The organism is Mycobacterium sp. NPDC006124, assembly GCF_040614235.1.
Lineage (GTDB): Bacteria > Actinomycetota > Actinomycetes > Mycobacteriales > Mycobacteriaceae > Mycobacterium.
In genome coordinates this window covers 157,212-181,542 of sequence record NZ_JBEXUA010000003.1, presented here as the reverse complement: position 1 = coordinate 181,542, position 24,331 = coordinate 157,212, and the positions used below count along the sequence as shown (strand labels likewise).

The window sequence follows — 24,331 nt, the reverse complement described above, 5'->3', positions numbered from 1 at the left end:
CCGAAACGTCAGGAAACGTCGACCCAGTCGAGGGTCCGTTTCACGGCCTTCTGCCACCCCTCGTATCCGGTCGCACGTTGCTCGTCGCTCCAGGACGGCGTCCAGCGCTTGTCCTCTTGCCAGTTGGCTCGTAGATCGTCCGGGTTGGCCCAGAAACCCACCGCCAACCCGGCCGCGTAGGCGGCGCCCAACGCGGTGGTCTCCGCCACGACGGGCTTGACCACGTCGACGCCCAGCACGTCGGACTGGATCTGCATGCACAGGTCGTTCGCGGTGATGCCGCCGTCGACCTTGAGGACTTCGAGGTGCACCCCCGAATCGGCTTCCATCGCGTCGACCACGTCGCGGCTCTGGTAGCAGATCGCCTCCAGGGTCGCCCGCGCCACGTGCGCGTTGGTGTTGAACCGCGACAACCCGACGATCGCGCCGCGGGCGTCGGAGCGCCAGTATGGTGCGAACAGTCCGGAGAACGCAGGCACGAAGTACACGCCACCGTTGTCCTCGACTTGCCTGGCCAGTGATTCGCTCTGAGCCGCGCCACTGATGATGCCGAGCTGATCGCGCAGCCACTGGACGGCCGACCCGGTCACGGCGATCGAACCCTCGAGTGCATATACCGGCTTCGCGTCACCGAATTGATAGCAGACGGTGGTCAACAGCCCGTTCTCCGAGCGCACGATCTTCTCACCGGTGTTGAGCAGCAGGAAGTTTCCGGTGCCGTAGGTGTTCTTGGCCTCACCGGGGGCCAGGCACACCTGACCGACCATCGCGGCCTGCTGGTCGCCGAGAATGCCCGTCACCGGCACCTCGCCGCCCAGCGGGCCGGTGTCCAGCGTGACGCCGTAGGGCTCCGGGGAGGACGACGGCACGATCTTGGGCAGCATCTGCCGCGGGATGTCGAAGAACGACAGCAGCTCGTCGTCCCAGTCGAGGGTCTCCAGATCCATCAGCATGGTGCGGCTGGCGTTGGTCACGTCGGTGACGTGCACGCCGCCGCGCGGGCCGCCGGTGAGATTCCAGACCACCCAGCTGTCGCTGGTACCGAAGATCGCGTCCCCGCGCTCCGCTGCCTCGCGAACGCCGTCGACGTTCTCGAGGATCCACTGCACCTTGCCGGCGGAGAAGTAGGTGGCCGGCGGCAGACCCGCCTTGCGCCGAATGACGTCGCCGCGCCCGTCGCGGTCGAGCGCGGTGGCGATGCGATCGGTGCGGGTGTCCTGCCAGACGATCGCGTTGTAGTACGGCCTGCCGGTCTTGCGGTCCCACACCAGGGCCGTCTCGCGCTGGTTGGTGATGCCCAGCGCGGCCAGGTCGCCGGTCTGCAGGTTGGTCTTGTTGAGCACCGAACTGAGGACCGAAGCGGTCCGCTCCCAAATCTCCACCGGATTGTGCTCGACCCAACCGGCTTTCGGCAGGATCTGGTCGTGTTCGAGCTGGTGTCTGCCCACCTCGGCGCCGTCGTGATCGAAGATCATGGCGCGGGTGCTGGTGGTGCCCTGGTCGATCGCAGCGACGAACTCAGCCAACGGTGCTCCTCATGTTGGGGCGAAGGCGGCTCGCCCGGACCAGGGTATCGAATGTCGACGCTAAACGTGCCGGGGTTGCAGTGAGGTTGCAACGCTGCATTTCGAGAAATCAACCCCTGGAGCTGGGCGGACGCCTACGATGCGAGGCCGGTCGAGCGTCATTTGCCCATCGCGTCGACCACGGCGGCCGGGGCGTCGACGAGACGCCGGCCGCCACCACTGCCGCACCCCACCCCACCCAGCGGGCCAATCCGATGGCGACCGGGACGTCGTCGGGGGCGGGCGGGCGTCCGTCGCCCATCAGCGCCCGGTGCTCGGTCCGGTTGCCGTAATAGGTGTTGGTTCCACCGAGCCGAATGCCCATGGCCCCGGCGAAGCTGGCTTCGACCACGCCGGCGTTGGGACTGGGGTGGCCCCCGGCGTCACGTCGCCACGCCGTCCAGGCCGCGCGGGGGTCGGGTCCGAGCGCGGTGGTCAGGGAGCCGGCCAGCCGAGACCCGGGCAGCCCGATCAGATCGTCGAAACGCGCTGCCGCCCAGCCAAATCGCTCATGACGGGCATTGTGGTGACCCACCATCGCATCGAGGGTGTTCGCGGTCCGGTGCATCACCAGCCCCGGCACGCCGAGAGCCGCGCCCCAGACGTAGGAGGTGACCACCGCGTCGCTGGTGTTCTCGGCCACCGATTCGATGACGGCCCGCGCGATCTCGTCGGGAGTCAGGGTCGCGGTGTCGCGACCGACCAGGTTGCGCAACCGCTGCCGCGCGCCGTCGAGATCGCCGACGGCCAACAGGTCGTGGACCGCTTGCGCCTCCCGCTCCAGCGAACGGCCGCCGAGCACGGCCCAGGTGGTCACCGCCGTCACCAGCGCGTGTGCCACCGGATGTCGCGCCCTACGTTCGGCGAGTACTGCCAGGGCGGTCGTGCCGCCGACCAGGATCGCCTCGTAGGCCACACCGCGGCGACGTTCGTCGGCGTACATCCGCCGTTCCAGGGCGCCCGCCACCGTTCCAAAGCCGGCGACCGGATGCCACCGACGGGGGTCGCCGAACAGTCGGTCGGCGACGTGCCCGAGCAGCAGCCCTGCGGCGCGAGATGATCTCCGACTCACGGGATCAGGCTGCTCCCGGGCGGGTCGCGCCTCGCACGATGTCGGTGAGCGCTTCGGCGTTGACCTGCGCCAGCCCCACGTGTTCGGCGGCCATGTGCTCCGCCAGGATCCGCGCCAATCCCATTCGCATGCGCCCACTTTCGCAGTCGACCACGATCGCGCCGATGTGCTGGGCGGCCACGTGGGCCGCGGCGCGGCGTGACCGTTCGAGCGCGTCGGCACCCGCGGTGGCCCGGCCGTCGGTGATGACCACCAGTAGCGGTCGGCGACCCGGATCGCGCAACCGTTCGCGACGGACCAGCTCGGTCGCTTCCAGCAGCCCCTCGGCCAGCGGCGTGCGCCCGCCGGCGGGGAGGTCGTCGAGGCGCCGGGCCGCGACGTCGACCGAACGCGTCGGCGGCAGCGCCACCTCGGCGCCGGTACCGCGGAACGTCACGACGGCCACCCGGTCCCGGCGCCGGTAGGCGTCGAGCAACAGCGACAGGATCGCCGTCTTCACCTGTCGCATACGCTCTCTGGCGGCCATCGATCCCGACACGTCGACGACGAACAGCACCAGGTTGGCCTCCCGGCCCTCGCGCACGGCGCGGCGCAGATCCGCAGGCTGCAGCAGCAGCCGCCCCGACGTGCGGCCCCTCGCGGCTTGATGCGGCGCAGCGGCGCGGACGGTCTCGAGTAGGTGGATGCCGTGGCCCGCGGTGGACAGCGGAGTGGCGCCGGTGCGGCGGCCCGCCGTCGTCCGGGCGCGGCTGCGTCGCCCGGCTTGCCCGTCGCCCACCCCGTCGACGGTGAACAAGCGCGCCCGGAAGGGTTCACCGGCACCGATCGGTGCCGGCGGGCTTCCTTGTCCGGCAGGCGATTCGCCGCTCTCCGACGGAGGTGGGCCGTCGAGGTCATCCGGGGGTTCCTGGCCGCCGTCGGGATCGGGTCCGTCGGGATCGGGATCGGGTTCGTCGTCGGGCGCCTCGGGGGGTAGCAGCTCGTCGAGCTCGTCCTGCTCCAGTCCCGGTGCGTCGAACGGGTTGCGGCGCCGCCGGTGTGGCAGCGCGAGCCGGGCGGCCACTCGCAGGTCTTCCATGATGATGTCGTCGCGCCCCTGCCACGCCGCGTGCGCGGCCGCGGTGCGCGCGGTCACGATGTCGGCGCGCATGCCGTCCACGCCGAACGCCGAACACACCTCGGCGATCCGCAGTAGCGTCGTCGGCGTCAGCTCGACGCCCTTGACGCGCGACTGGGCGTCGCTGATCCGTTGCCGCAGGACGTCTTCCACACCGGCATAGCGGGCGCGGAACCCGTCGGGATCGGCGTCGTAGGACAACCGGCGCCGCACCACCTCCGCCCGCAGGGCGGGATCCTGTGGGGCGGCCACCTCGACGCTGAGGCCGAAGCGGTCCAGCAATTGTGGACGCAGTTCTCCCTCTTCGGGATTCATCGTTCCCACGATCACGAATCGGGCCGCGTGGGTGACCGAGATGCCGTCGCGCTCGACGGTCAGACGACCCATGGCCGCGGCGTCGAGCAGCAGGTCGACTAAGTGGTCGTGCAGCAGGTTGACCTCGTCGACGTAGAGAATGCCTCGGTGCGCCCTGGCCAGCAGGCCGGGCTCGAAGTGCACGGCGCCGTCGCTGAGGGCGCGCTCGAGGTGGATGGAACCCGCGACCCGGTCCTCGGTGGCACCGACCGGAAGCTCGACCAGGCGTACGGGCCGCGTCTCCACGGGTGCATCGGGGGCGAACGGACCGTCGGGTGACAGCGGATCCACATCCGCGGGGTCGGTGGAGAATCGGTCACCCGCGACGACCGTGATGTCGGGCAGCAGATCGGCCAGCGCCCGCACCAGCGTCGACTTCGCCGTCCCCTTCTCTCCGCGCACCAGCACGCCGCCGATTGCCGGGGAGATGGTGGTGAGAATCAGCGCCAACGCCATGTCGTCCAACCCGCCGGGTGCGTCGGGATCGGCGCCGAGGACGGCGGGAAAGGGATACAGCTGATGCAAGGGAGCTCCGCTCGTCACTGCGACATCGCGATGGATGGGCGTTCTCGGGTCTTCCTGCGACGGACTGCACCGGATTGACTCGGGGCGCAGGGAACCGGTCGCGGCGACAACGCTAGCATCGCCGGCGAAGCGGTCTGCGAGGTCGCGTCGTCCACCGGGTGGACGCCGGCTCAGCGCGCCTGGTAGCGCTCATGGTGGATCACCGTGTCGAGCGGGGCGCGGTTCCGCCAGCCGTATCGTTCCAGATCGGGGGTGTCGGGCAGGTCGGCGACGCGCCCGAGGCACAACCAGGCGACCGGCCGCACGTGGGCGGGCATGCCGACCAGAGCCTGCAGGAAGTCCTCACGGTAGAACGACACCCAGCCGACGCCGAGGCCCTCCGCCGTGGCGGCGAGCCACAGGTTCTGGATCGCGCACACCACCGAGTACAGGCCGGCATCGTCGATGGCGTGCCTGCCGAGGATCTGGCGACCCCCGCGAGTGGGGTCGTACCCGACGACGACGCCCAGGCCGGATTCCTGGATGCCTTCGACCTTGATCCGCGAGAACGTCTCTGCCCGTTCCCCTTCCAGGGCGCTCGCAAAGAGATCGCGCTCGGTGAGGACGTGGTCGCGAAAGGCCGACAGAGTCTCGGTCGAGCGCACCAGGACGAAGTCCCACGGCTGTGACATGCCGACCGACGGCGCGGCGTGGGCCGCGGTCAAGACGCGATCGAGAACCTCGGGTTCGATTGGTGAACCGGTGAATTCGCGACGGGTGTCGCGGCGGCGGTGGATGACGTCGTAGAGGCCGTCTATGGTGGGCGCGCTCATCGGGACCGCTCTCTCAGTGGGTCGTACAGGTGGCTCTCCCCCGCGCACGGGTCGGTCCGTTCGGCAAGCGCGCGGCCAACCAGGATCACCGCGGCCTGACGCAAGCCGGCCTCGGCCACGCGATCGGCGATGTCGGCGACGGTGCCACGCAGCACCACCTCCTGCGGTTGTGACGCCCGGTAGACCACCACGACGGGGCAGTCGGCGCCATACGGCTCGACGAGCTCGGCCATCAGCTCCCGCGTCCTGGTGATGGCCAGGTGCAGCACCAGCGTCGCCCGCGTCGCGGCAAAGGCGCCCAGGGACTCGGATTCCGGCATCGCCGTCGAGCGCTGATGGGTGCGGGTGAGCACCACCGACTGGGTGACCAGCGGCACGGTCAGCTCCCGTCCCACCCGCGCCGCGGCGGCCGCGTAGGCGGGCACTCCGGGGGTCACCGCCCACGGCACGCCCGCGGCGTCGAGGCGCCGGGTCTGCTCGGACACCGCGCTGTAGAGCGTCGGATCCCCGGAGACCAGTCGTACCACTCGCAACCTCGCCTCGTATGCCGCGACGATGCGCGCCACGATGGCATCGAGGTTCAGATCCTTCGTGTCGACGAGATCAGCTGCGCGAGAGCAATTCTCGAGGACTTCGGCGTCGAGGTAGGTACCCGGATACAGCACCACGTCGGCGTCGCCGAGCAGACGTGCGGCACGCAGGGTCAGCAGATCGGCCGCGCCGGGACCCGCCCCGACGAACTGCACCGGATTCACTCCGTCGACCATCACTGGACCCACCTGGGCGTCCATACCCGACCCGTCGCCGTCACCCGGGTCGACGACGCCCCGATCAACAGCAGGCACTTCATGTCGACGGAATCGGTGTCGAGCTCCCCAAGGGTGGTCACCAGCAGGGACTCCTCGGCCCGTCCGACGTCCCGGCCGACCACCACGACGGTCTCCGCGGACCGGTGCTCGAGCAACAGCTTTCGGGCCAGCTCGATCTGATCGGGTCGGCTTCGCGAGGCGGGGTTGTAGATGCCCAGCACCAGGTCGGCCTCCGCGATGGCGCGCAACCGCGCCTCGATCACCGCCCACGGTTTGAGCCGGTCGGACAGACTCAGCACGGCGAAGTCCGCACCGATCGGCGCCCCGGCGCGGGCCGCGACGGCCTGCACCGCCGACAGGCCCGGCAGCACGCGCACCGGGACGTCGGCGACGGCCTCGTCCTCCGCGGCCTCGAAAACCGCTGCAGCCATGCCGAATACCCCCGCATCACCCCCGGAGACCACGGCAACCCGTTCACCCCGCTTGGCCAGATCGAGGGCGAACCGAGCGCGGTCGACCTCGACGGTGTTACCCGAGGCGTGCCGTTGCAGACCCGCGCGCTGCGGCACGCGGGCGACGTACGGCCCGTACCCCACCACGTGGTCGACCTCGGCCAGCGCGGCGGACGCCTCCGGCGTCAGCCACTCCTCGGGGCCGGGCCCGAGGCCCACCACCAAGAGTTCGGCGGCCGTGGTGGCCGGGCTGGCCACCGCGGCAGTCAGCTCGTCGGGCGTGCGGGAGCGCCGACCGTTGAGCGAGTCGCCGTTGACGACGATGAGTGACAGATAGGGCACCGACGTCTCGTCGACGTCGGCGACCGGCATCCAGCGCTCTTCGGGGTGACTGGCCCGTTCGACGTACAGGGCGTGGGCGAGCCGCCCCGAGGCCGCCAGCGCCCGGCGGACGGCGGGGAACGTTCGGCCCAGCTTCATGATGATGGCGCCGTCGGTGTCGGCAAGCCGGCGGGCCAGCTCGGGCTCGGGCAGGGTGCCGGGCAGCACGGTCAGCACGTCGGTCTGTCGGACCAGCGGCGACGCCGTCGTCGCGGTCGCGGCGAGGAACGCGGGCAGGCCGGGCACGACCTCGGTCGGAAAGCGCGAGCTGAGCCGGTCGTGCATGTACATGTACGAGCCGTAGAACAGTGGGTCGCCCTCGGCGAGCAGCACGACGGTCCGGCCGGCGGACAGGTGCACGGCGAGCCGCGCGGCGGACTCCTCGTAGAAGTCGGCGAGCGCCCCGGCGTACCCGCCGGGGTGGTCGGTGCTGCCGGTGGTGACGGGGTAGCGCAGCTCTTCCTCGACCACGCCGTCGCGGATGAGATCCGCGGCGATGCTCCTGGCGTAGGACTGCTTGTTGACGCCCGCGTGGTACGCGACGACGTCGGCCTCGCCGATGAGCCTGGCGGCCTTCAGCGTCATCAGCTCGGGATCGCCGGGTCCCAGCCCGACGCCGAAGAACCGTCCGGTGGTCATTCCTTCTCCGCGGCAAGCGCATTCAGGGCCGACGACGTCATCGCCGAACCACCGAGTCGTCCGCGGATCGTGACGAACGGAATGTCGACGCCGTGCTCGGCGGACAACGCGATGAGCGCGTCCTTCGACTCGGCGGCGCCGATGAAGCCGACGGGGCAACCGACGATGGCGGCGGGGCGCGGCGCCCCGTCGAGGATCATCTCCAAGAGGTGGAACAGGGCCGTCGGGGCGTTGCCGATCGCGATGACGGCCCCCTCGAGCAACGGTGTCCACAGCGAGACCGCCGCGGCGGTCCTGGTGGTGCGCCATGCCCTGGCGAGCTCGGGGACACGCGGGTCGTGCAGGAAGCAGTGCACGTCGTTGCCGGCCGGGAGGCGGCTGGCGGTGACACCGGTGGCGACCATCTGGGCGTCACAGAGAATGGGGGCGCCGGCGTCGAGCGCCGACCGGGCCGCAAGGACGAGGTCGGGATGGATGACCAGATCCTTGACCAACGCGGGCTGCCCGGTGCCGTGGATCATCCGCACCGCGAGCTTCTCGGCCTCGGTGGGGATCGCGGACAGATCGGCCTCGCGACGGATGGTGGCGAACGAGTCCACGTAGATGGCGGGTCCGTCGTCGATGTACTCGTACCGCTTGGTGGGGCGGGCGAGTTGGTCGGAGCTCATCATCGAAATCCTTCTGGGCATGCGTGCTGACGCTGCCGGAGTGGGGTGTCGCGTCCGTCGGGCACGCCGACATCACTACCACCCCCCACGTTGCAATGGGGTAGCAGTGCCACGATCGGTGCCGAAAGCGCCCGGGTGTGACCACCGGGAAGGAAACCTGCACTACTCTGACCTAGCACGTCTCGCGGCGAAGGAACCCGGTGCAAACCCGGGGCGGTTCCGCCACTGTGAGGCCACTTCGTGGCCATAGCCAGATACTGGCCACGAGACTTCGACGACGAGGGGCGAGAACCCCGAGTAGGAGCCCACGCATGCCCGATGTCCCGCCGAATTCGATGCCCCTCCCCCGCATCGCCCTGCTGTCCACGTCGGACACCGACCTGCTCTCGGCCCGGGCCAGCGGTGCGCCGTTCACCCTCGGCAACCCGGTGCGTCAGGAACTCGAGCCACTGATCCGCGGCGCGCAGCTGGTGGTGTTGCGGGTGCTCGGCTCGTCGGCCGAGATCGAGTCCGAGCTGGCGGTCCTGCGCGCCAGCGGTCTGCCCCTGGTGGTGCTCGGCGGCGAGCGCCAGCCCAGTGCCGAGCTGATGGAGTGCTCGAACGTCCCGATCGGCGTCGCCGCCCAGGCGCACGCCTACCTCGCCGAGGGCGGCCCGGCCAACCTCGGCCAGATGCACGCGTTCCTGTGTGACACGGTGCTGCTCACCGGGGAGGGTTTCGAGGAGCCCGTCGTCATCCCCGAGTGGGGGTACGGTGCGGGCGCCGGCGCGTCCAGCCCGAAGGACATCCGGGTCGGCGTGCTCTACTACCGTGCTCACGAGATCAGCGGCAACGCCCACTTCGCCCACGCCCTCGTCGACGCGGTGGACGCGACCGGCGACGCGGTCGGGGTGCCGATCTTCGCATCCTCCCTGCGCAGCGCGCCGCAGGAGCTGTTCGACGCAATGGGCACGCTCGACGCGCTGGTAGTCACCGTGCTGGCCGCCGGCGGGTCCAAGCCCGCCGGGGTGACCGCTGGCGGCGACGACGGCGCCTGGGACATCGAACGCCTTGCCGCCCTTGACATTCCAATGCTCCAAGGGTTGTGCCTGACGTCCTCACGGGAGGACTGGCAGGCCAGCGACGACGGGGTCACCCCGCTCGACTCGGCCAATCAGATCGCCATCCCCGAGTTCGACGGACGCATCATCACCGCGCCGTTCTCGTTCAAGGAGATCGACGAGGACGGTCTGCCGCACTACGTCGCCGACCCGGAACGCTGTGCGCGGGTGGCGGGCATCGCCGTCAAGCACGCCCGCCTGCGGCGGCTGCCGAACGCGGAGAAGAAACTCGCCCTCGTCCTGTCGGCGTACCCCACCAAGCACTCTCGCGTCGGCAATGCCGTCGGCCTCGACACCCCGGCCTCGACGGTGCGGTTGCTGCACCGGTTGGCCGAGCAGGGTTACGACGTCGGCGACGGATTCGGCGTACTCGACATCGCCGACGAGACCGAGGCCGGCGACCGGCTGATCCACACGCTGATCGCGGCGGGCGGACAGGATCAGGACTGGCTGACGACAGGCCAGCTCACCGACGCCCACGTCACCGTCACCGCCGAGGAGTACGCGCGGTGGACGGCGCACCTGCCGGCCAGCTTGCGCGACGCCATGACCGAAGCGTGGGGACCGGGCCCGGGCACGCTCTTCGTCAACGACGACCACCAGATCGTGCTCGCGGCGCTGCGGGCGGGCAACATCGTGCTGATGATCCAGCCGCCCCGCGGTTTCGGGGAGAATCCGGTGGCGATCTACCACGATCCCGACCTGGCGCCGAGTCACCACTACCTGGCCGCATATCGTTGGCTGGAGCGCGGTTTCGGCGCGGACGCGGTGGTCCACCTCGGCAAGCACGGCTCGATGGAATGGCTGCCCGGCAAGAACGCCGCGCTGTCGGCCGAGTGCGCGACCGACGCGACGATCGGCGACATGCCGCTGATCTACCCGTTCCTGGTCAACGATCCCGGCGAGGGCGCCCAGGCCAAGCGGCGCGCGCACGCCACCATCGTCGACCATCTCATCCCGCCGATGGCGCGGGCGGAGACCTACGGCGACATCGCGCGGCTGGAGCAGCTGCTCGACGAGTACGGCAACATCGCGTCGATGGATCCGGCGAAGCTGCCCGCGATCCGCGGTGAGATCTGGAATCTGATGCGGGCGGCCGAGATGCACCGCGACCTCGGTCTCGACGACCGGCCGGACGACGAGGAATTCGACGACTTCCTGCTGCACGTCGACGGCTGGCTGTGCGAGATCAAGGACGCCCAGATCCGGGACGGGCTGCACGTCCTCGGCGGCGCGCCGCAGGGCGAGGCGCGGGTCAACCTGGTGCTGGCCATCCTGCGCGCCGCGCAGGTGTGGGGCGGCCAGGACCACGCGGTACCGGGACTACGTGCCGCGCTGGGCCTGAAGGACGACGCCGAGACCCGAGCGGTCGACGAGATCGAAACGCGGGCAAGGCAACTCGTCGAGGCGATGGAGGCGGCGGGCTGGGCGGTCGAGGCAGCGGGTTCGCTGCACGACGACCCCGGGGTGCAGAAGGTGCTGCACTTCGCCGCCACCGAGGTGGTGCCGCGGCTGGCGGGCACCGCGGGCGAGATCGAGGCCGTATTACACGCCCTCGCAGGTGGTTTCATCCGTCCCGGGCCCTCGGGCTCACCGCTGCGCGGTCTGGTGAACGTGCTGCCGACGGGCCGCAACTTCTACACCGTCGACCCCCGCGCGGTGCCGTCGCGGCTTGCCTGGCAGACCGGCCAGGCCATGGCCGACTCGTTGATCCAGCGCTACCTCGACGACACCGGCACATACCCGGAGTCGGTGGGCCTGTCGGTGTGGGGCACCAGTGCCATGCGCACCTCAGGTGACGACATCGCCGAGGTGTTCGCGCTCCTCGGGGTGCGCCCCGAGTGGGACGAGGCGTCCCGGCGAATCAGCCGTCTCGCGATCGTCACGCCAGAGGAACTCGGCCGGCCGCGCATCGACGTGACGGTGCGCATCTCGGGCTTCTTCCGCGACGCCTTCCCGCACGTGGTGACGATGCTCGACGACGCCGTCCAGATGGTCGCCGAACTCGACGAGCCCGACGACCAGAACTTCGTGGCCGCCCACGCCCGGGCCGACATGGCCGAGCACGGCGACCAACGCCGGTCCACCACGCGGATCTTCGGCTCCAAGCCCGGGTCCTACGGAGCGGGCATCCTGCAGGTCGTCGAGGCGGGCACCTGGCGCGACGACAAGGACCTGGCCGAGGTCTACACCGCGTGGGGCGGGTTCGCCTACGGCCGTGGTCTGGACGGCGCGCCCGCCGCCGACGACATGCGCACCAACTACCGCCGAATCAAGGTGGCGGCCAAGAACGTCGACACGCGCGAACACGACATCGCCGACAGCGACGACTACTTCCAGTATCACGGCGGCATGATCGCCACCGTGCGGGCGCTCACCGGCTCGGACCCCAAGGCCTACGTCGGGGACTCGACGACACCGGATGCGGTGCGCACCAGGACGCTCTCGGAGGAGACCGCCCGCGTCTTCCGTTCCCGGGTGGTCAACCCGCGGTGGATCGCCGCCATGCGCAGGCACGGATACAAGGGGGCCTTCGAGCTCGCCGCGACGGTGGACTACCTGTTCGGGTTCGACGCCACCGCCGGCGTCGTGCACGACTGGATGTACGAGAAGCTGGCCCAGGAGTACGTGCTGGACCCCACGACGCGGGAGTTCCTCGACACCTCCAATCCCTGGGCGCTGCATGGGATCGTCGAGCGGCTGCAGGAAGCCGCCGACCGTGGGCTGTGGGCCGACCCCTCCGCCGAGACGCTGGCCGCGCTGCAGCAGGCCTACCTGGAGGTCGAGGGCGACCTGGAGGACCGTGGTGCGACCACCGGTGCCTGAGCCCGTGCAGATCCGGATCCTCGGGGTCGGCATGGGCCCGCACCAGGTGACCCCCGAGGTCGGCGACGCGTTGCGGTCGGTGGACTACGTGCTCGCGGCGGCCAAGAACGACGACGACGGACTGCTGGCGCTGCGTCGCGAGATCGTCGAGGCGTTCCCCGGCGCCGACGGGCCCGCCGAAATCGTGGTGGTGCCCGACCCCGTACGCGACCGTTCGGCCGGGTTGACCGACGCCAATTATCAAGGCGCGGTGGCTGATTGGCACGACGCCCGAGCCGCCCGGTACGCCGAGCTGCTGCGCGAGCGGGGTGGCACCGCGGCGTTCCTGGTCTGGGGCGACCCCTCGCTCTACGACTCCACGATCCGGGTCGTCGAGAAGGTGCGCGCGCTCGGAGTGGCGGTGGAGTTCGACGTCCTGCCAGGCATCAGCGCACCGCAGCTGCTGGCCGCCCGGCACCGCATCGTGCTGCACGAGGTCGGCAGGTCGGTACACGTGACGACCGGACGCCGGCTGCAGGAGGCGGTGGCCGCCGGGCAGGACAACATCGTCGCCATGCTCAACCCGCCGCCGGACCGGTTGGACCTCACCGGACTCGACGACTGGACGGTGTGGTGGGGCGCCAACCTCGGTGCCACCGGCGAACGCTTGGTGTCGGGTCGTCTCTCGGAGGCGTTGCCCGCCATCGTCGACGCCCGCGAGAAGGCGAAGTCCGAGGCAGGGTGGGTGATGGATCTGTTCCTGGTGAGGCGGACCTGATGGCGGGTCTGCTCGTCGCCGGCACCACCAGTGACGCGGGCAAGAGCGTGGTGACCACCGGATTGTGCCGGGCCCTGGCGCGCCGCGGCGTGAAGGTGGCTCCGTTCAAGGCGCAGAACATGTCCAACAACTCCATGGTGTGTGCGGGGCCCGACCTGGACGGCGCCGAAATCGGCCGCGCACAATGGGTTCAGGCGCTGGCGGCCCAGGCCGTTCCCGAGGTGGCGATGAACCCGGTGCTGCTCAAGCCGGGCAGTGATCGTCGCAGCCACGTCGTGCTGATGGGCCGGCCGTGGGGTGAGGTGTCGTCATCGGACTGGCTGGAGGGACGGCGGGCGCTGGCGACCGCGGCGCACGCGGCGTTCGATGACCTGGCCACGCGGTTCGACGTCGTGGTGGCCGAGGGCGCGGGGAGTCCGGCCGAGATCAACCTGCGCGCAGGCGACTACGTCAACATGGGCCTGGCCCGCCACGCCGGACTGCCGACCGTCGTGGTCGGCGACATCGATCGCGGCGGCGTGTTCGCGGCGTTCCTCGGTACCGTGGCGCTCCTGTCCCCCGAGGACCAGGCGCTGCTGACGGGCTTCGTGGTCAACAAGTTTCGCGGCGACGTCGACCTGCTGGCGCCGGGGCTGCGCGACCTGGAACGCCTGACGGGCCGGCGGGTGTACGGCACCCTGCCCTGGCATCCCGACCTGTGGTTGGACTCCGAGGACGCACTCGACTTGCAGGGACGCCGCTCGACGGACACCGGGGCGCGGCGCGTGGCGGTGATCCGGCTGCCGCGCATCAGCAACTTCACCGACGTCGACGCGCTCGGTCTGGAACCGGACGTCGACGTCGTGTTCGTCTCCGATCCCCGCGCCCTGGCCGATGCCGATGTGGTGGTGCTGCCCGGCACCAGGTCCACCATCGCCGACCTGGCGTGGCTGCGGTCGCGGGGACTGGACCGGGCGCTGCTGGCGCACGTCGCGGCCGGCAAGCCGCTGCTGGGCATCTGCGGTGGATTTCAGATGCTGGGCAACGTGATTCGCGATCCCGACGGTGTCGAGGGCGGCGTTCCCGAGGTGGCGGGGCTCGGGGTGCTCGACGTCGAGACCACGTTCGCGCCGGCGAAGGTGCTTCGGTTGCCCCACGGCGAGGGTCTCGGCGCACCCGCGGCGGGGTACGAGATCCACCACGGCCGCATCACCCGGGGGCCCGATGCGGAGGAATTCCTCGGCGGGGCCCGATCGGGTGCGGTGTTCGGCACGATGTGGCACGGGTCGCTGGAGGGTGACGCGCTGCGGGCGGCATTCCTGCGCGAGACGCTCGAGCTCGAGCCCTCCGGCGTCAGCTTTCCCGCGGCCCGCGAGCGCCGCCTCGACCTGCTCGGTGAGCTCGTCGACGCGCATCTGGACGTCGACGCGTTGTTGGACTTGGCCCTTCGGGGCGCCCCAGAGGGATTGCCGTTCCTGGCTCCGGGGGCGCCGTGACGGGCCCGCGGATCCTGCTGCTTGGTGGCACCTCGGAGGCGCGGGCGCTGGCCGCCCGATTGCTGGCCGACGGGTTCGACGTGACGAGTTCCCTTGCGGGACGGGTTGCCAGGCCGCGGATGCCCGAGGGGCCGGTCCGCATCGGCGGGTTCGGTGGTGTGGCCGGGCTGAGGTCGGCACTCGTCGACTACGACGCCGTCGTCGATGCCACGCACCCGTTCGCGGCGACGATGTCCGCCAACGCATCCGAGGCCTGCACCGCCGGCGAGACGCCGAGACCGCTGCTGCGGTTGGAGCGCCCGGGCTGGGCGGACCGCGCGCGGCCGTCCTGGTGCTGGGTCGACACCCACGACGAGGCCGCCGCCGAGGCGGCGCGGCTCGGGCAGCGACCACTGCTCACCACGGGACGGCAGCAGCTGGCGCGGTTCATCCCGGCGCTCGCCGACCGCGCGGTACTGGCGCGCGTGGTGGACGAACCCGACGTGACGCTGCCCCCGCGCTGGCGGCTGCTCAACGATCGCGGCCCGTACGCGCTGCCCGGCGAGGTGGCCGTGTTCCGTGACCACGCCGCAGACGTGTTGGTCACCAAGGACTCCGGGGGTGAGTACACCTGGCCGAAGATGCTCGCCGCCGAGCAACTCGGGGTGCCCGTCGTCATCGTGCGCCGGCCACGACTCCACGCCGACGTGCCCGTCGTGTCCACCGTGGCCGATGCCGTCGCCTGGGTTCGCGCATTGGGTTGACGCGGTCTCGGCGCCCGGCCGAGGCCGCGGGCCGCACCACCGTCAGATCGACGACAGACCGTGGTAGACCGCGGCCACCCCCACGACGAGGAAGACGACGGGAACGGTCCACCGTCCGAATCTCCTGATGGCGAGGATGACCAACCGTCGCGATCCGCACCACGCACCCACCACGCACAGGACGGCGGCACCGATGGTGAAGACGCCAAGCGTGACGGCCAGTTGCGACATGTCGTCGGTCCGGAACACCGGCGTATAGGCCGCGAGATTGTCGGCACCGCTGCCGATGGTCAGACCGGCGACCCCGACGACACCAACTTGCTGTTGCGGCGCCACGTCGCCGTCGGGAACGTCGAGGCGACTGCGGAAGCAAGCCCACAAACCCTTGAGCCCCAGCAGGATCGGAACCACACCGATCGCAGCGAGCCATCCGGCGGACACATGGGCGAGGCTGGCCGCCACGAGAAGTGCGATCACCACGACGATGACCATGCCCACGCATTGCCCGCACCAGATGCGCCAATTGCCGCCGCGCCCGGCATGGCGGTTGGCCGCCACCAACGCGGTGCTCGTCAGCAGGGTGTCCATGTTGGTCGCGGCGAAGAGAACGGCGGCGAGTGCGGCGGTGGCCGCAACCGAATCGATCACGACCTCACCGATGCGTCCACCACCGGTGCTCCTTCGATTGCCGCCGTGCCATGCCGACGCCGACGTGCTCGTCGTCGCCCACGCTAGGTGGTCCGGGGTTGCAGCAACGTTGCACCGCCCGCCCCGGACCTCAGCGTTGTTCGCTCACCGAATCGGCCACCCGCGCGGCCAGCAGGCGGGCGGTGTCTTCGTCGGCGGCCTCGACCATGACGCGGACGACCTGCTCGGTTCCCGAGGGACGCAACAAGATTCGGCCGGTGTCACCCAGCTCCCGCTCGGCCTCGGCCACCGCGGACCGGACCGACGGCGCCTCGGCCACGGTCGCCTTGTCCGCGACCTGGACGTTGATGAGGACCTGCGGCAGCGTGTGCATCGGCGCCGACAGGTCGGCCAGCGTGGACCGGGTCTGCGCCATCCGCGCCATCAGCCGCAGTCCGGTGGCGACGCCGTCACCGGTGGTGCCCAGCGACGGCATGACGACGTGGCCGGACTGCTCGCCGCCGAGCGCGTAGCCGCCGGCCCGCAGTTCCTCGAGTACGTAGCGGTCGCCGACGGCGGTGGTGCGCACCTCGATGCCCGCGGCGCGCATCGCGATGTGTAGCCCCAGGTTGCTCATCACCGTGGCGACCAGGGTGTTCGACGTCAGCTCGCCGGCGTCGCGCATGGCCAGCGCGAGGATCACCATGATGGCATCGCCGTCGACCACCTCGCCGGCCGCATCGACGGCCAGACACCGGTCGGCGTCCCCGTCGTGAGCCAGGCCCAGGTCCGCGCCGTGGGCGAGCACCGCCCGCTGGAGCACGTCCATGTGCGTCGACCCGCAGTCGTCGTTGATGTTGAGCCCGTTGGGTTCTGCGTTGATCGCGATCACGGTGGCACCCGCGGCGCGGTAGGCCAGCGGGGCGGCCGCGGAGGCGGCGCCGTGCGCGCAGTCGACGACGACGGTGATGCCGTGCAGAGGCGTGCGGGCCGCCGTCGCGACGTGTCGCAGATAGCGGTCGAGCGCGTCGCCGGCGTCGAGCACGCGACCGATCGCCGCGCCGACCGGACGGGCGCCGGGCCCGGCGCCGAGGAGTTCCTCGATGCGGTCCTCGGCGTCGTCGTCGAGCTTGTGCCCACCGGGACCGAAGATCTTGATGCCGTTGTCGGGCATCGGATTGTGCGACGCGGAGATCATCACGCCGAACTCGGCCTCGTAGACGCCCGTCAGATGGGCGACGGCCGGGGTCGGCAGCACGCCGACGCGCAACACGTCGACGCCCTCGCTGGTGATCCCGGCGACGACGGCGGCCTCGAGCATCTCCCCGCTGGCGCGCGGATCACGGCCGACGACGGCGACCCGCCGCTTGCCGACGGAGGTGCCCAGTCGACGGGCGGCGGCCGACCCGAGGGCCAGCGCCAACTCGGCGGTCAGATCGGTGTTCGCGACACCGCGGACGCCGTCGGTGCCAAACAGGCGACCCATGCTCCTCCTAGATAAACCGAAAGCAGTGCACGGCTTGGCGTCGAAACGGGCAAGCCGCGCACTGCTCGCGGGTCTTCGGTACGAGGGATCAGCGCTTCGAGTACTGAGGCGCCTTGCGGGCCTTCTTGAGGCCGTACTTCTTGCGCTCGATCGCACGCGGGTCACGAGTGAGGTAGCCGGCCTTCTTCAGCGGCGGCCGATCCTCGGGCTGGACGATGATGAGCGCCCGGGCGATGGCCAGACGCAGGGCGCCCGCCTGTCCGGACGGTCCGCCACCGTCGAGGTGGGCGAAGACGTCGACGGTGTCGAGCCGGTCGACGAGCACCAGCGGCGCCTTGATGAGCTGCTGGTGCACCTTGTTGGGGAAGTACTCCTCGAGGCTGCGGCCGTCGAGGATGAACTTGCCGGTGCCGGGGGTCAGGCGCACCCGCACCACGGCCTCCTTGCGGCGGCCGACGGTCTGCACGGGCCGGTCGAAGATCAGCGGCTCGCGGGCCGGGGCCTCGTCGGCAGCCGGCGCCTCGGTGGACTCGGACACGTAGCCACCCTCGGGCACCTCGACCTCGACCTCGGTCGAGTCGGTCACGTCGGTCGTCTCGGTCACTGGGCCACCTGCTTGATCTCGAACGGAACCGGCTGCTGAGCGACGTGCGGATGCTCGGCGCCGGCGTACACCTTGAGCTTCTTCTGAACCTGACGGCTCAGCTTGTTGTGGGGCAGCATTCCGATGATCGCGTTCTCGACGACCTTCTCGGGGTTCTTGGCCATGATCTCGCCGATCGTGCGCCTGCGGAGGCCGCCGGGGTAACCCGAGTGGCGGTAGGCGAACTTGGTGTTCAGCTTGTCGCCGCTGATGGCGACCTTGTCGGCGTTGATGATGATGACGAAGTCGCCACCGTCGACATTCGGCGTGAACGTCGGCTTGTGCTTGCCGCGCAGCAGGGTTGCTGCTGCAACGGCGAGCCGGCCGAGGACCACGTCCGTGGCGTCGATGACGTGCCACGTTCGCGTGGTGTCACCCGCCTTCGGCGTGTACGTAGGCACAGCGCTACCTTTTCTTTCTCTCGGGTTTCCCGGCGTAGCCGGGGTGTCGGTCAGGCGCTGGGCCGGAGTCCTCGGCGACCGACGTAGACCCGAGGACCCGCGGAGTCCGGGGACTCACCGCGCGCCAACCGAGCAGCCTACCGGCCGCCGTCGCCGCAGGTCAAAACGCCCACCCCCGCCCCGCCGACTCCCCGCCGACCCCCGGCCAGCTCCCCGCCAATTCCCCGCCACCCCCCGTCGTCGAGTGTGCTGGCAGATCGCGAATTCGTCGCGTGGAGCGATCCCACAGCACACTCGACGACGGGTGGCGCGCCGCCGGGGCCCGGACATGACTGTGCGGTCCCTCCCGAGCCTCTCCACCCGTTCGGGACCGCACAGGGTCTGGTGTGCCGAACGCCTAGAAGCCCCAGGCTCCCGCGGCGCGGCGGTCGGTGTCGGCGACGTCGTCGGATCCCTCGCGGACCGCGTTGCCGAGGGCGACGAGCATGTCGTTCAGCGCGGCCGCCGACTGGTCCCACCTCGCCTGCTCGACGCGGTAGGCCTCGGCGGCCTCACGTGTCCACACCGCCTGCAGAGGCGCTATCTGGGCACGCAGATCGTCCAGCGCCGCGTTGAAACGCGCGGAGGTGTGGTGAATCTCCTGACGGACCGTGTACTCGATCTCGGCGAAGTCGTAGGACAGAACCGGTTCCATGAATGCTCCATTCGGGTGGGTGGACGGGGTGGTCAGCGGACGTCGACCGAGGCGATGCGGTGCGAGTGCTGGTCGGCGGCCTCGCGCAGGGTGCGCTCGTTGAACCGGATGGTCTCCGAGATCCGTTGCAGCGACTGGTGCAACGCGAGGGATTCGGTGTTCCAGCGGTCGACGACGTCGCGGAAGCGCGCGGCGGCGGCGCCACCCCACACCGACGGCGGGACCGTGCTCATCTGCCCGATGAACGTCCTCAGCATGGCCCCGGTCTCCTCGTTGCAGGTGTCGATCTTTCCGGCGACGGTCGACATCAGCCCGAAGTCGGTGTTCAATGCTCCACTGGTCATCGCAATCCCTTCCACGTGTGATCCCTTGATTGATTCGACGCACCACACCGCGCTTCGGTTCCGTTGTGCATGAATCACTTTCGTTGAATCGCGTGTGCTGACCGAATGGCGCGGTCGCACGCGGCGCGCGGAACCGGCCCGGCGCCCTGACAACCGATCGCGATCCGCACGCCCCCGTCGAGCAGCACCGTCCAGTCGACCCGTCGGTCGGCGCGCACCTCTCGGTAGGTCACGGCGCTGCGATTCGCGCGTTCATCGGCGGCGGAGAAGTCGACGAAGGTCCCGTCGGGTTGCGCCGCGAGGGCCGACGCCAGCGCAGTGGCCGTCGAGTCCAGCGTCTCGGCGTCCGGCACCCGGGATTGCGTCAGGTGGATCACCGCGGAGCCGTCGTCCGGTGAGATCACCTGCACGCGAGCCGAACCCGGACCAGCGGTGATCCTTTCGACGCTCCACCCGCTGGGGACCTCGACGGCGACGCGGCCCTCCACCAACCACGAGACGTCGACTGCGGCGGCGGCCGCCGGCGCTTCGGCAGACTGCCCGCCGACGGTCACCGCGGCGACCACCAGTCCGGTGGCCACGAGTATCGCCGCGGCCAGTCCGGTGGTGCGTGCCGACACGGGCCACCTGAGTGCGCGGCCACCGGTGGAGCCGACGGCGGCCGCGAGGGTGCGATCGTCGACGAGCGTCACCTCGCCGCCGCGCAGACGAAGCACACGAACGAGATTGGCGCCCAGCAGCTCGAGGCCCGAGGGCGCGTCGACGGTCACCGCGGACCGCCCGTCGAGGCGGTCGACGACGGCGTCGACGATCGCCTCACCGTGGTGGGCCCTCGCGATGGCGTGCGATCGGCCGCCGGCGTGCACGACGACCAGGTCGGGTCCGAGTTCCACGATGGTCTCAGCGGACCACGCCTCGGCGCGCGGCAGCACCGTGACGGCGCCGCACCAGTGCCGTCCGGCGGTCGCCACGCGGGCCAGCCGCCGGGCGCTCCACCACGACGGACAGATCAACGTCAGCCGGGCGCACCGACTGCCGATCGCCGACCCGACCGCCTCTCGCCACAGCTCGTCGACCGAGACGACGCGGTCCTCGACGAGGGCATGGTCGTCGTCGATGCTCGCCAGCGCGGTCGACGCCAGCTCGGGTTCCACGACACCCGGACCGAGGACCTCCTTCGGCCCCACCACCACGACCACCGCGCTCACGGCGGATCGGTCCAGGACACCTGGACGAGCTCGTCGGCGTGCCCGCGCCGGATCAGCGTGCCTCGCCCCGGCGGCAGCGGGACCGGGCGCACGGACCCGAGCAACACACCCTCGTCCGGACTTGCGCTCATCATCAATCCCATGCAGCCAAGATCCTTGGTACGCGCCAGGATCGGGTCGAACATCGCCCGTGCCGCACCGCCGGACCGGCGGGCCAGCACCAGATGCAGGCCGAGGTCCCTGGCGTGTGGCAGCAGGTCCAGCAGCGATAACAGCGGATTGCCGGACGTACCGGCCACCAGGTCGTAGTCGTCGACGACCACGAACACCTCGGGGCCCGACCACCACGACCGTTCCCGGAGTTGCCGCTGGGTGACGCATTCGTCGGGCAGCCGGTCGGTCAGCAGGGCGGTGGCCGTGGCCACGTGGGCGACGGCCGCAGCCGCGGACATCGCGTACCCGAGCAGATGATCGTCGTCGACGACGCCGAGCAGGGTGCGACGGAAGTCGACGACGAGCACGCGGACACCGCCGGGTGCACCGGTGCGCACGATCTCCCCGCACAGGGTGCGCAGCGTGGCGGTCTTTCCGCACTCGGTGTCGCCGAGGATCATCAGGTGCGGGTGGGCCGTGAAGTCCAGGACCGTCGGCGTCATGTCGTCCTCCCCGAGCCCGAGCGCGACGCGGCCGCCGGCCCGCTCGACGACCTCGGCGTGGGGCACCAGCGCCGGCAACAGACGCACGGCCGGGGCGCCTCGGCCGGCGAACCGGGCGGCCACCTCGGCCACGTCGGTGCCGTCGGCGCATGGCAGGCCGATCACGAATTCCAAACCGTCGCGGGTGATTCCGTGTCCCGGCGGGCGGGAACCCAGGAGGCGGGCCCGTTTGCGGTCCATCTCCGAGTCGGCCGGGTCGCCGAGACAGAGCTCGACCCGGGTGCCGAGCTGATCCTTGAGCGCTGGACGTAGTTCGGCCCAACGCGACGCGGTGATCACGACGTGCACCCCGAGTGAGAGCCCCTGCGTCGCAATGGCGGTGACGGCCTCCTCCATTCCGTCGAATTCCTGGCGTGCGACCGCCCAGCCGTCGACTACCAGGAACACCTCCGCGAGATCCGACGATTCACTCCGGCACTCGCGGCGAAGGGTCTCCCGCTCCCGCACCAGGCCCTGCACGTGCGCCACGATTCGCCGGGCGAGATCACGCTCCAGCCTGCCGGCGACGGCGCCGACGTGAGGCAGTGACCGCAGCGAGGCGGACGATCCGCCACCGAAGTCCAGACCGTAGACGTGAACGGCCTCGGGCGGGTGGGTCACCGCCAGGCCGACGATGACGGTGCGCAGCGCGGTCGTCTTGCCCGACCGAGGGCCGCCGACGATCGCGACGTTCCCGCCCGCGGTTCGCAAGTCGACCAGGAGCGCGTCGCGTCGCTGCTCGAAGGGGTTGTCCACCAGACCAATCGGCAACACCAGCGGCTCCTGCTCACTCGTCATGGCAACGAGCGCCCCCAACCCTGGCGAGGCGGTGAGCGGCGGGAGCCACACCTGGTGGGCCGGCTGACCACGATCGGCGAGACGGTCGACGACGACGTCGAGCAGCGCGCGCGACGTGCGGGCAGTCGACCGCGGTGGCAAATCGACGGCGTCGGCGGCGGTGAAGCGGCGGGCCACCTGCCGGTGATCTCCGGCCGGGGTGTCGACCGGGCCGGAGACGAAGGCGCTGCGGAACCGGACGAGGTCGCCTGCGGCCGTCTTCAGGATCGCCGCACCCGGGGTGCCGGGAAGCTCATAGGCCTCGGCCGTGCCCAGTACGGCGCGGGACTCGCTGGCGGAGAACGTCTTCAGGCAAATGCGGTACGACAGGTGCGTCTCGAGGCCGCGCAGCCGGCCTTCGTCGAGCCGCTGGCTGGCCAGCAAGAGATGCATCCCGAGGGACCGGCCGAGACGACCGATCGCAACGAAGAGTTCGGCGAAGTCGGGGTGTTGGCTGAGCAATTCGGAGAACTCGTCGACGACGATGAACAGCGCCGGCAACGGCGCCAGCACCGCGCCGCGGGCGCGCGCGGCGTCGTAGTCGCCGATGCCGGGGAAGCCCCCCGCGGCCCGCAGCACCCGTTGACGCCGCGTCATCTCCCCGGCGAGCGCGTCCCTCATCCGCGCCACCAGGTGAGCCTCCTCGGCCAGATTGGTCACGACGGCCGCGACGTGCCGCAGGCGTTCCATGCCGAGGAACGTGGCCCCTCCCTTGAAGTCGACCAGTACGACGTTCAGGGCGTCGGGGGCGTGCGTCGCCACCAACCCGAGGACCAGCGTCCGCAAGAACTCCGACTTACCCGAACCCGTGGCACCCACGCACAAGCCGTGCGGGCCCATGCCCCCACGGGCAGCCTCCTTGAGGTCCACCTGCACCGGCCGGCCGTCGTCGGTCAGGCCGATCGCGACTCGGAGATGGTCGGCCGGGGTCCGTGGCCGCCACGTCCGGTCGACGTCCAGACGGGTGACGGCGCCGACGCCGACCAGTTCGGCCCAGTCCGCCCCGGCGGCCGCGGCGGTGGTCTCCGCTCGGAACGGGGCGAGCATCCTCGCGCAGGCGAGCGCCTGCGCGGCGGACGACGAGTCGGGAGACTGCACCCCTGCGGTGCCGTCGAGCGCCACGGTCGGACCCTCACCGGCCACCGCACCCACCGCGATCGTCGTGTCGGCGGCGGGAGCACCGTCGACCCGTCCGTCGATGATCACGACGTGCCGCGCCCGAGGCCACGTCTGCTCCGAACGACCATGATGTGGAAGCCATTTCAGCCAGTCCCAGTGGGCGTCGGCGTGGTGACCGATCGCGGTGACCCGTACGACGTCCGGACCGTGCAGGACGCTCAGCTGGCAAATCATCGCCCGGACGACACCTCGGGCGGCCTCTGCCGACCCCGGGACGGCAATGCGCTCGCGCATCGACAGGTCCAGGGTGACGGGCACACCGGGCACCGTCGACCGGTCGGCCAGCAAGCGGTCGACGGCGTCTTCGACCACGGGGTCGCGCGCGTCCGCCCCCCGCGCGCAGGACCCGGACGCGTCGGGCACCACCACCCGGGTCGACAGTGGGCGGCGGCCGGTGCCAACCCGCACGTGGCAGAAGTCCTCGTCACCGGGGCGGCGCTCCCACATGCGCACACCGCCAATCAACGTCCACAGCGCCGCAGGGTCGGGGTGACTCCAGTGCAGTGACTCATGTTGCGCCTCGGCGGTTCTCGCGAGCGTCTGGTCGAGCTCGTCGAGGTAGCGCAGATACGCGCGGCGGTCATCGTCGAGCTCGGCCCCCCGCCGTGCCCCTCGCGACTGATAGGCGACCGAGCCGAGCACCGACACCAGCATCATCACCGGAAGGAACAGGAACATCGGACTGCGCGACGACGCGGCACCCGAGCTGAAGTACAGCACCGTCATCCCGCCCATCGCGATCAGCATCACGATCGGGAGCACCTTGGCGACGAGGTTCGTCGGAGGATCCTTGGGCACCGCAGGTGGCGCCTGCACCACGAGTTCGCCGTCGTCGAACGGCGGCGGACGCAGGCGGCGCTGACTCGTGGCTCCCATCGTCTGAATGGACGCTCTCGACGACGGTTTGGTTCCCTTCGGATGG

Annotated in this window: 19 protein-coding genes and 1 riboswitch; of the genes, 4 read left to right on the top strand and 15 right to left on the bottom strand. The window is 70.6% G+C overall.

Annotated elements, in window-relative coordinates; all coding sequences use genetic code 11:
- Nucleotides 1-8: 8 nt before the first annotated feature.
- The 7 genes from glpK to ABZ195_RS07775 all read right to left on the bottom strand — a co-directional run bounded on the left by glpK (nt 9) and on the right by ABZ195_RS07775 (nt 8,394).
- Nucleotides 9-1,526, bottom strand: a complete 1,518-nt coding sequence (glpK, locus tag ABZ195_RS07805; protein ID WP_355216416.1) for a glycerol kinase GlpK — start codon at nt 1,524-1,526, stop codon at nt 9-11.
- A gap of 109 nt (nt 1,527-1,635) precedes the next feature.
- Nucleotides 1,636-2,637 (bottom strand): cobalamin biosynthesis protein, encoded by a 1,002-nt coding sequence (locus tag ABZ195_RS07800; RefSeq protein WP_355216414.1) that lies wholly within the window; start codon nt 2,635-2,637, stop codon nt 1,636-1,638.
- Nucleotides 2,638-2,641: 4 nt separating this feature from the next.
- The gene (locus ABZ195_RS07795; protein ID WP_355216412.1) at nt 2,642-4,633 is read right to left on the bottom strand and encodes a VWA domain-containing protein; all 1,992 of its coding nucleotides are present in this window, start codon (nt 4,631-4,633) and stop codon (nt 2,642-2,644) included.
- A gap of 170 nt (nt 4,634-4,803) precedes the next feature.
- Entirely contained in the window at nt 4,804-5,445 is a 642-nt protein-coding gene (gene bluB / locus ABZ195_RS07790) for a 5,6-dimethylbenzimidazole synthase (RefSeq protein WP_355216410.1), read from the bottom strand.
- Nucleotides 5,442-6,212 carry a cobalt-precorrin-4/precorrin-4 C(11)-methyltransferase gene (locus ABZ195_RS07785; RefSeq protein WP_355216408.1) on the bottom strand — a complete coding sequence of 257 codons (771 nt, stop codon included), beginning with the start codon at nt 6,210-6,212 and terminating at the stop codon, nt 5,442-5,444. The genes bluB and ABZ195_RS07785 overlap by 4 nt, the downstream gene beginning before the upstream one ends.
- A complete protein-coding gene (locus ABZ195_RS07780) occupies nt 6,212-7,726 on the bottom strand; it encodes a precorrin-2 C(20)-methyltransferase (RefSeq protein WP_355216406.1) in 1,515 nt (504 codons plus the stop codon). The genes ABZ195_RS07785 and ABZ195_RS07780 overlap by 1 nt, the downstream gene beginning before the upstream one ends.
- Nucleotides 7,723-8,394 carry a precorrin-8X methylmutase gene (locus ABZ195_RS07775; RefSeq protein WP_355216404.1) on the bottom strand — a complete coding sequence of 224 codons (672 nt, stop codon included), beginning with the start codon at nt 8,392-8,394 and terminating at the stop codon, nt 7,723-7,725. The genes ABZ195_RS07780 and ABZ195_RS07775 overlap by 4 nt, the downstream gene beginning before the upstream one ends.
- Nucleotides 8,395-8,550: 156 nt before the next feature.
- A riboswitch (cobalamin riboswitch) is annotated at nt 8,551-8,675 on the top strand.
- A gap of 30 nt (nt 8,676-8,705) precedes the next feature.
- Here ABZ195_RS07775 and cobN point away from each other — a divergent pair.
- Genes cobN through ABZ195_RS07755 form a run of 4 tightly spaced genes read left to right on the top strand, consistent with a single transcriptional unit; the run spans nt 8,706 to nt 15,295 of the window.
- Nucleotides 8,706-12,320 carry a cobaltochelatase subunit CobN gene (cobN, locus tag ABZ195_RS07770; protein ID WP_355216402.1) on the top strand — a complete coding sequence of 1,205 codons (3,615 nt, stop codon included), beginning with the start codon at nt 8,706-8,708 and terminating at the stop codon, nt 12,318-12,320.
- Complete coding sequence (cobF, locus tag ABZ195_RS07765; protein ID WP_355216400.1) at nt 12,313-13,077, top strand: precorrin-6A synthase (deacetylating); 765 nt, start codon at nt 12,313-12,315, stop codon at nt 13,075-13,077. Before cobN ends, cobF begins: the two co-directional genes overlap by 8 nt.
- Nucleotides 13,077-14,552: a cobyric acid synthase gene (locus ABZ195_RS07760; protein ID WP_355216399.1), complete on the top strand. Its 1,476-nt coding sequence runs from the start codon at nt 13,077-13,079 to the stop codon at nt 14,550-14,552. Before cobF ends, ABZ195_RS07760 begins: the two co-directional genes overlap by 1 nt.
- On the top strand, nt 14,549-15,295 hold the full coding sequence (locus ABZ195_RS07755; protein WP_355216397.1) for a cobalt-precorrin-6A reductase: 747 nt from the start codon (nt 14,549-14,551) through the stop codon (nt 15,293-15,295). The genes ABZ195_RS07760 and ABZ195_RS07755 overlap by 4 nt, the downstream gene beginning before the upstream one ends.
- 42 nt (nt 15,296-15,337) lie before the next feature.
- Here the strand turns inward: ABZ195_RS07755 and ABZ195_RS07750 are convergent, their stop codons facing one another.
- The 8 genes from ABZ195_RS07750 to eccCa all read right to left on the bottom strand — a co-directional run bounded on the left by ABZ195_RS07750 (nt 15,338) and on the right by eccCa (nt 24,285).
- Nucleotides 15,338-15,943 (bottom strand): cadmium resistance transporter, encoded by a 606-nt coding sequence (locus ABZ195_RS07750; RefSeq protein ID WP_355216395.1) that lies wholly within the window; start codon nt 15,941-15,943, stop codon nt 15,338-15,340.
- A 130-nt stretch (nt 15,944-16,073) separates the two neighbouring features.
- Nucleotides 16,074-17,408: a phosphoglucosamine mutase gene (gene glmM / locus ABZ195_RS07745; RefSeq protein WP_355216394.1), complete on the bottom strand. Its 1,335-nt coding sequence runs from the start codon at nt 17,406-17,408 to the stop codon at nt 16,074-16,076.
- An 88-nt stretch (nt 17,409-17,496) separates the two neighbouring features.
- Nucleotides 17,497-17,946 (bottom strand): 30S ribosomal protein S9, encoded by a 450-nt coding sequence (gene rpsI / locus ABZ195_RS07740; RefSeq protein ID WP_355217022.1) that lies wholly within the window; start codon nt 17,944-17,946, stop codon nt 17,497-17,499.
- A gap of 62 nt (nt 17,947-18,008) precedes the next feature.
- Nucleotides 18,009-18,452, bottom strand: coding sequence for a 50S ribosomal protein L13 (gene rplM / locus ABZ195_RS07735; RefSeq protein ID WP_355216392.1), 444 nt, complete (start codon nt 18,450-18,452; stop codon nt 18,009-18,011).
- 397 nt (nt 18,453-18,849) lie between these two features.
- Nucleotides 18,850-19,146: a WXG100 family type VII secretion target gene (locus tag ABZ195_RS07730; protein ID WP_355216390.1), complete on the bottom strand. Its 297-nt coding sequence runs from the start codon at nt 19,144-19,146 to the stop codon at nt 18,850-18,852.
- A 32-nt stretch (nt 19,147-19,178) separates the two neighbouring features.
- Complete coding sequence (locus ABZ195_RS07725) at nt 19,179-19,490, bottom strand: WXG100 family type VII secretion target (RefSeq protein WP_355216388.1); 312 nt, start codon at nt 19,488-19,490, stop codon at nt 19,179-19,181.
- Nucleotides 19,491-19,564: 74 nt separating this feature from the next.
- Nucleotides 19,565-20,698 (bottom strand): type VII secretion-associated protein, encoded by a 1,134-nt coding sequence (locus ABZ195_RS07720; RefSeq protein WP_355216386.1) that lies wholly within the window; start codon nt 20,696-20,698, stop codon nt 19,565-19,567.
- The gene (gene eccCa / locus ABZ195_RS07715; protein WP_355216384.1) at nt 20,695-24,285 is read right to left on the bottom strand and encodes a type VII secretion protein EccCa; all 3,591 of its coding nucleotides are present in this window, start codon (nt 24,283-24,285) and stop codon (nt 20,695-20,697) included. Before eccCa ends, ABZ195_RS07720 begins: the two co-directional genes overlap by 4 nt.
- Nucleotides 24,286-24,331 lie beyond the last annotated feature (46 nt).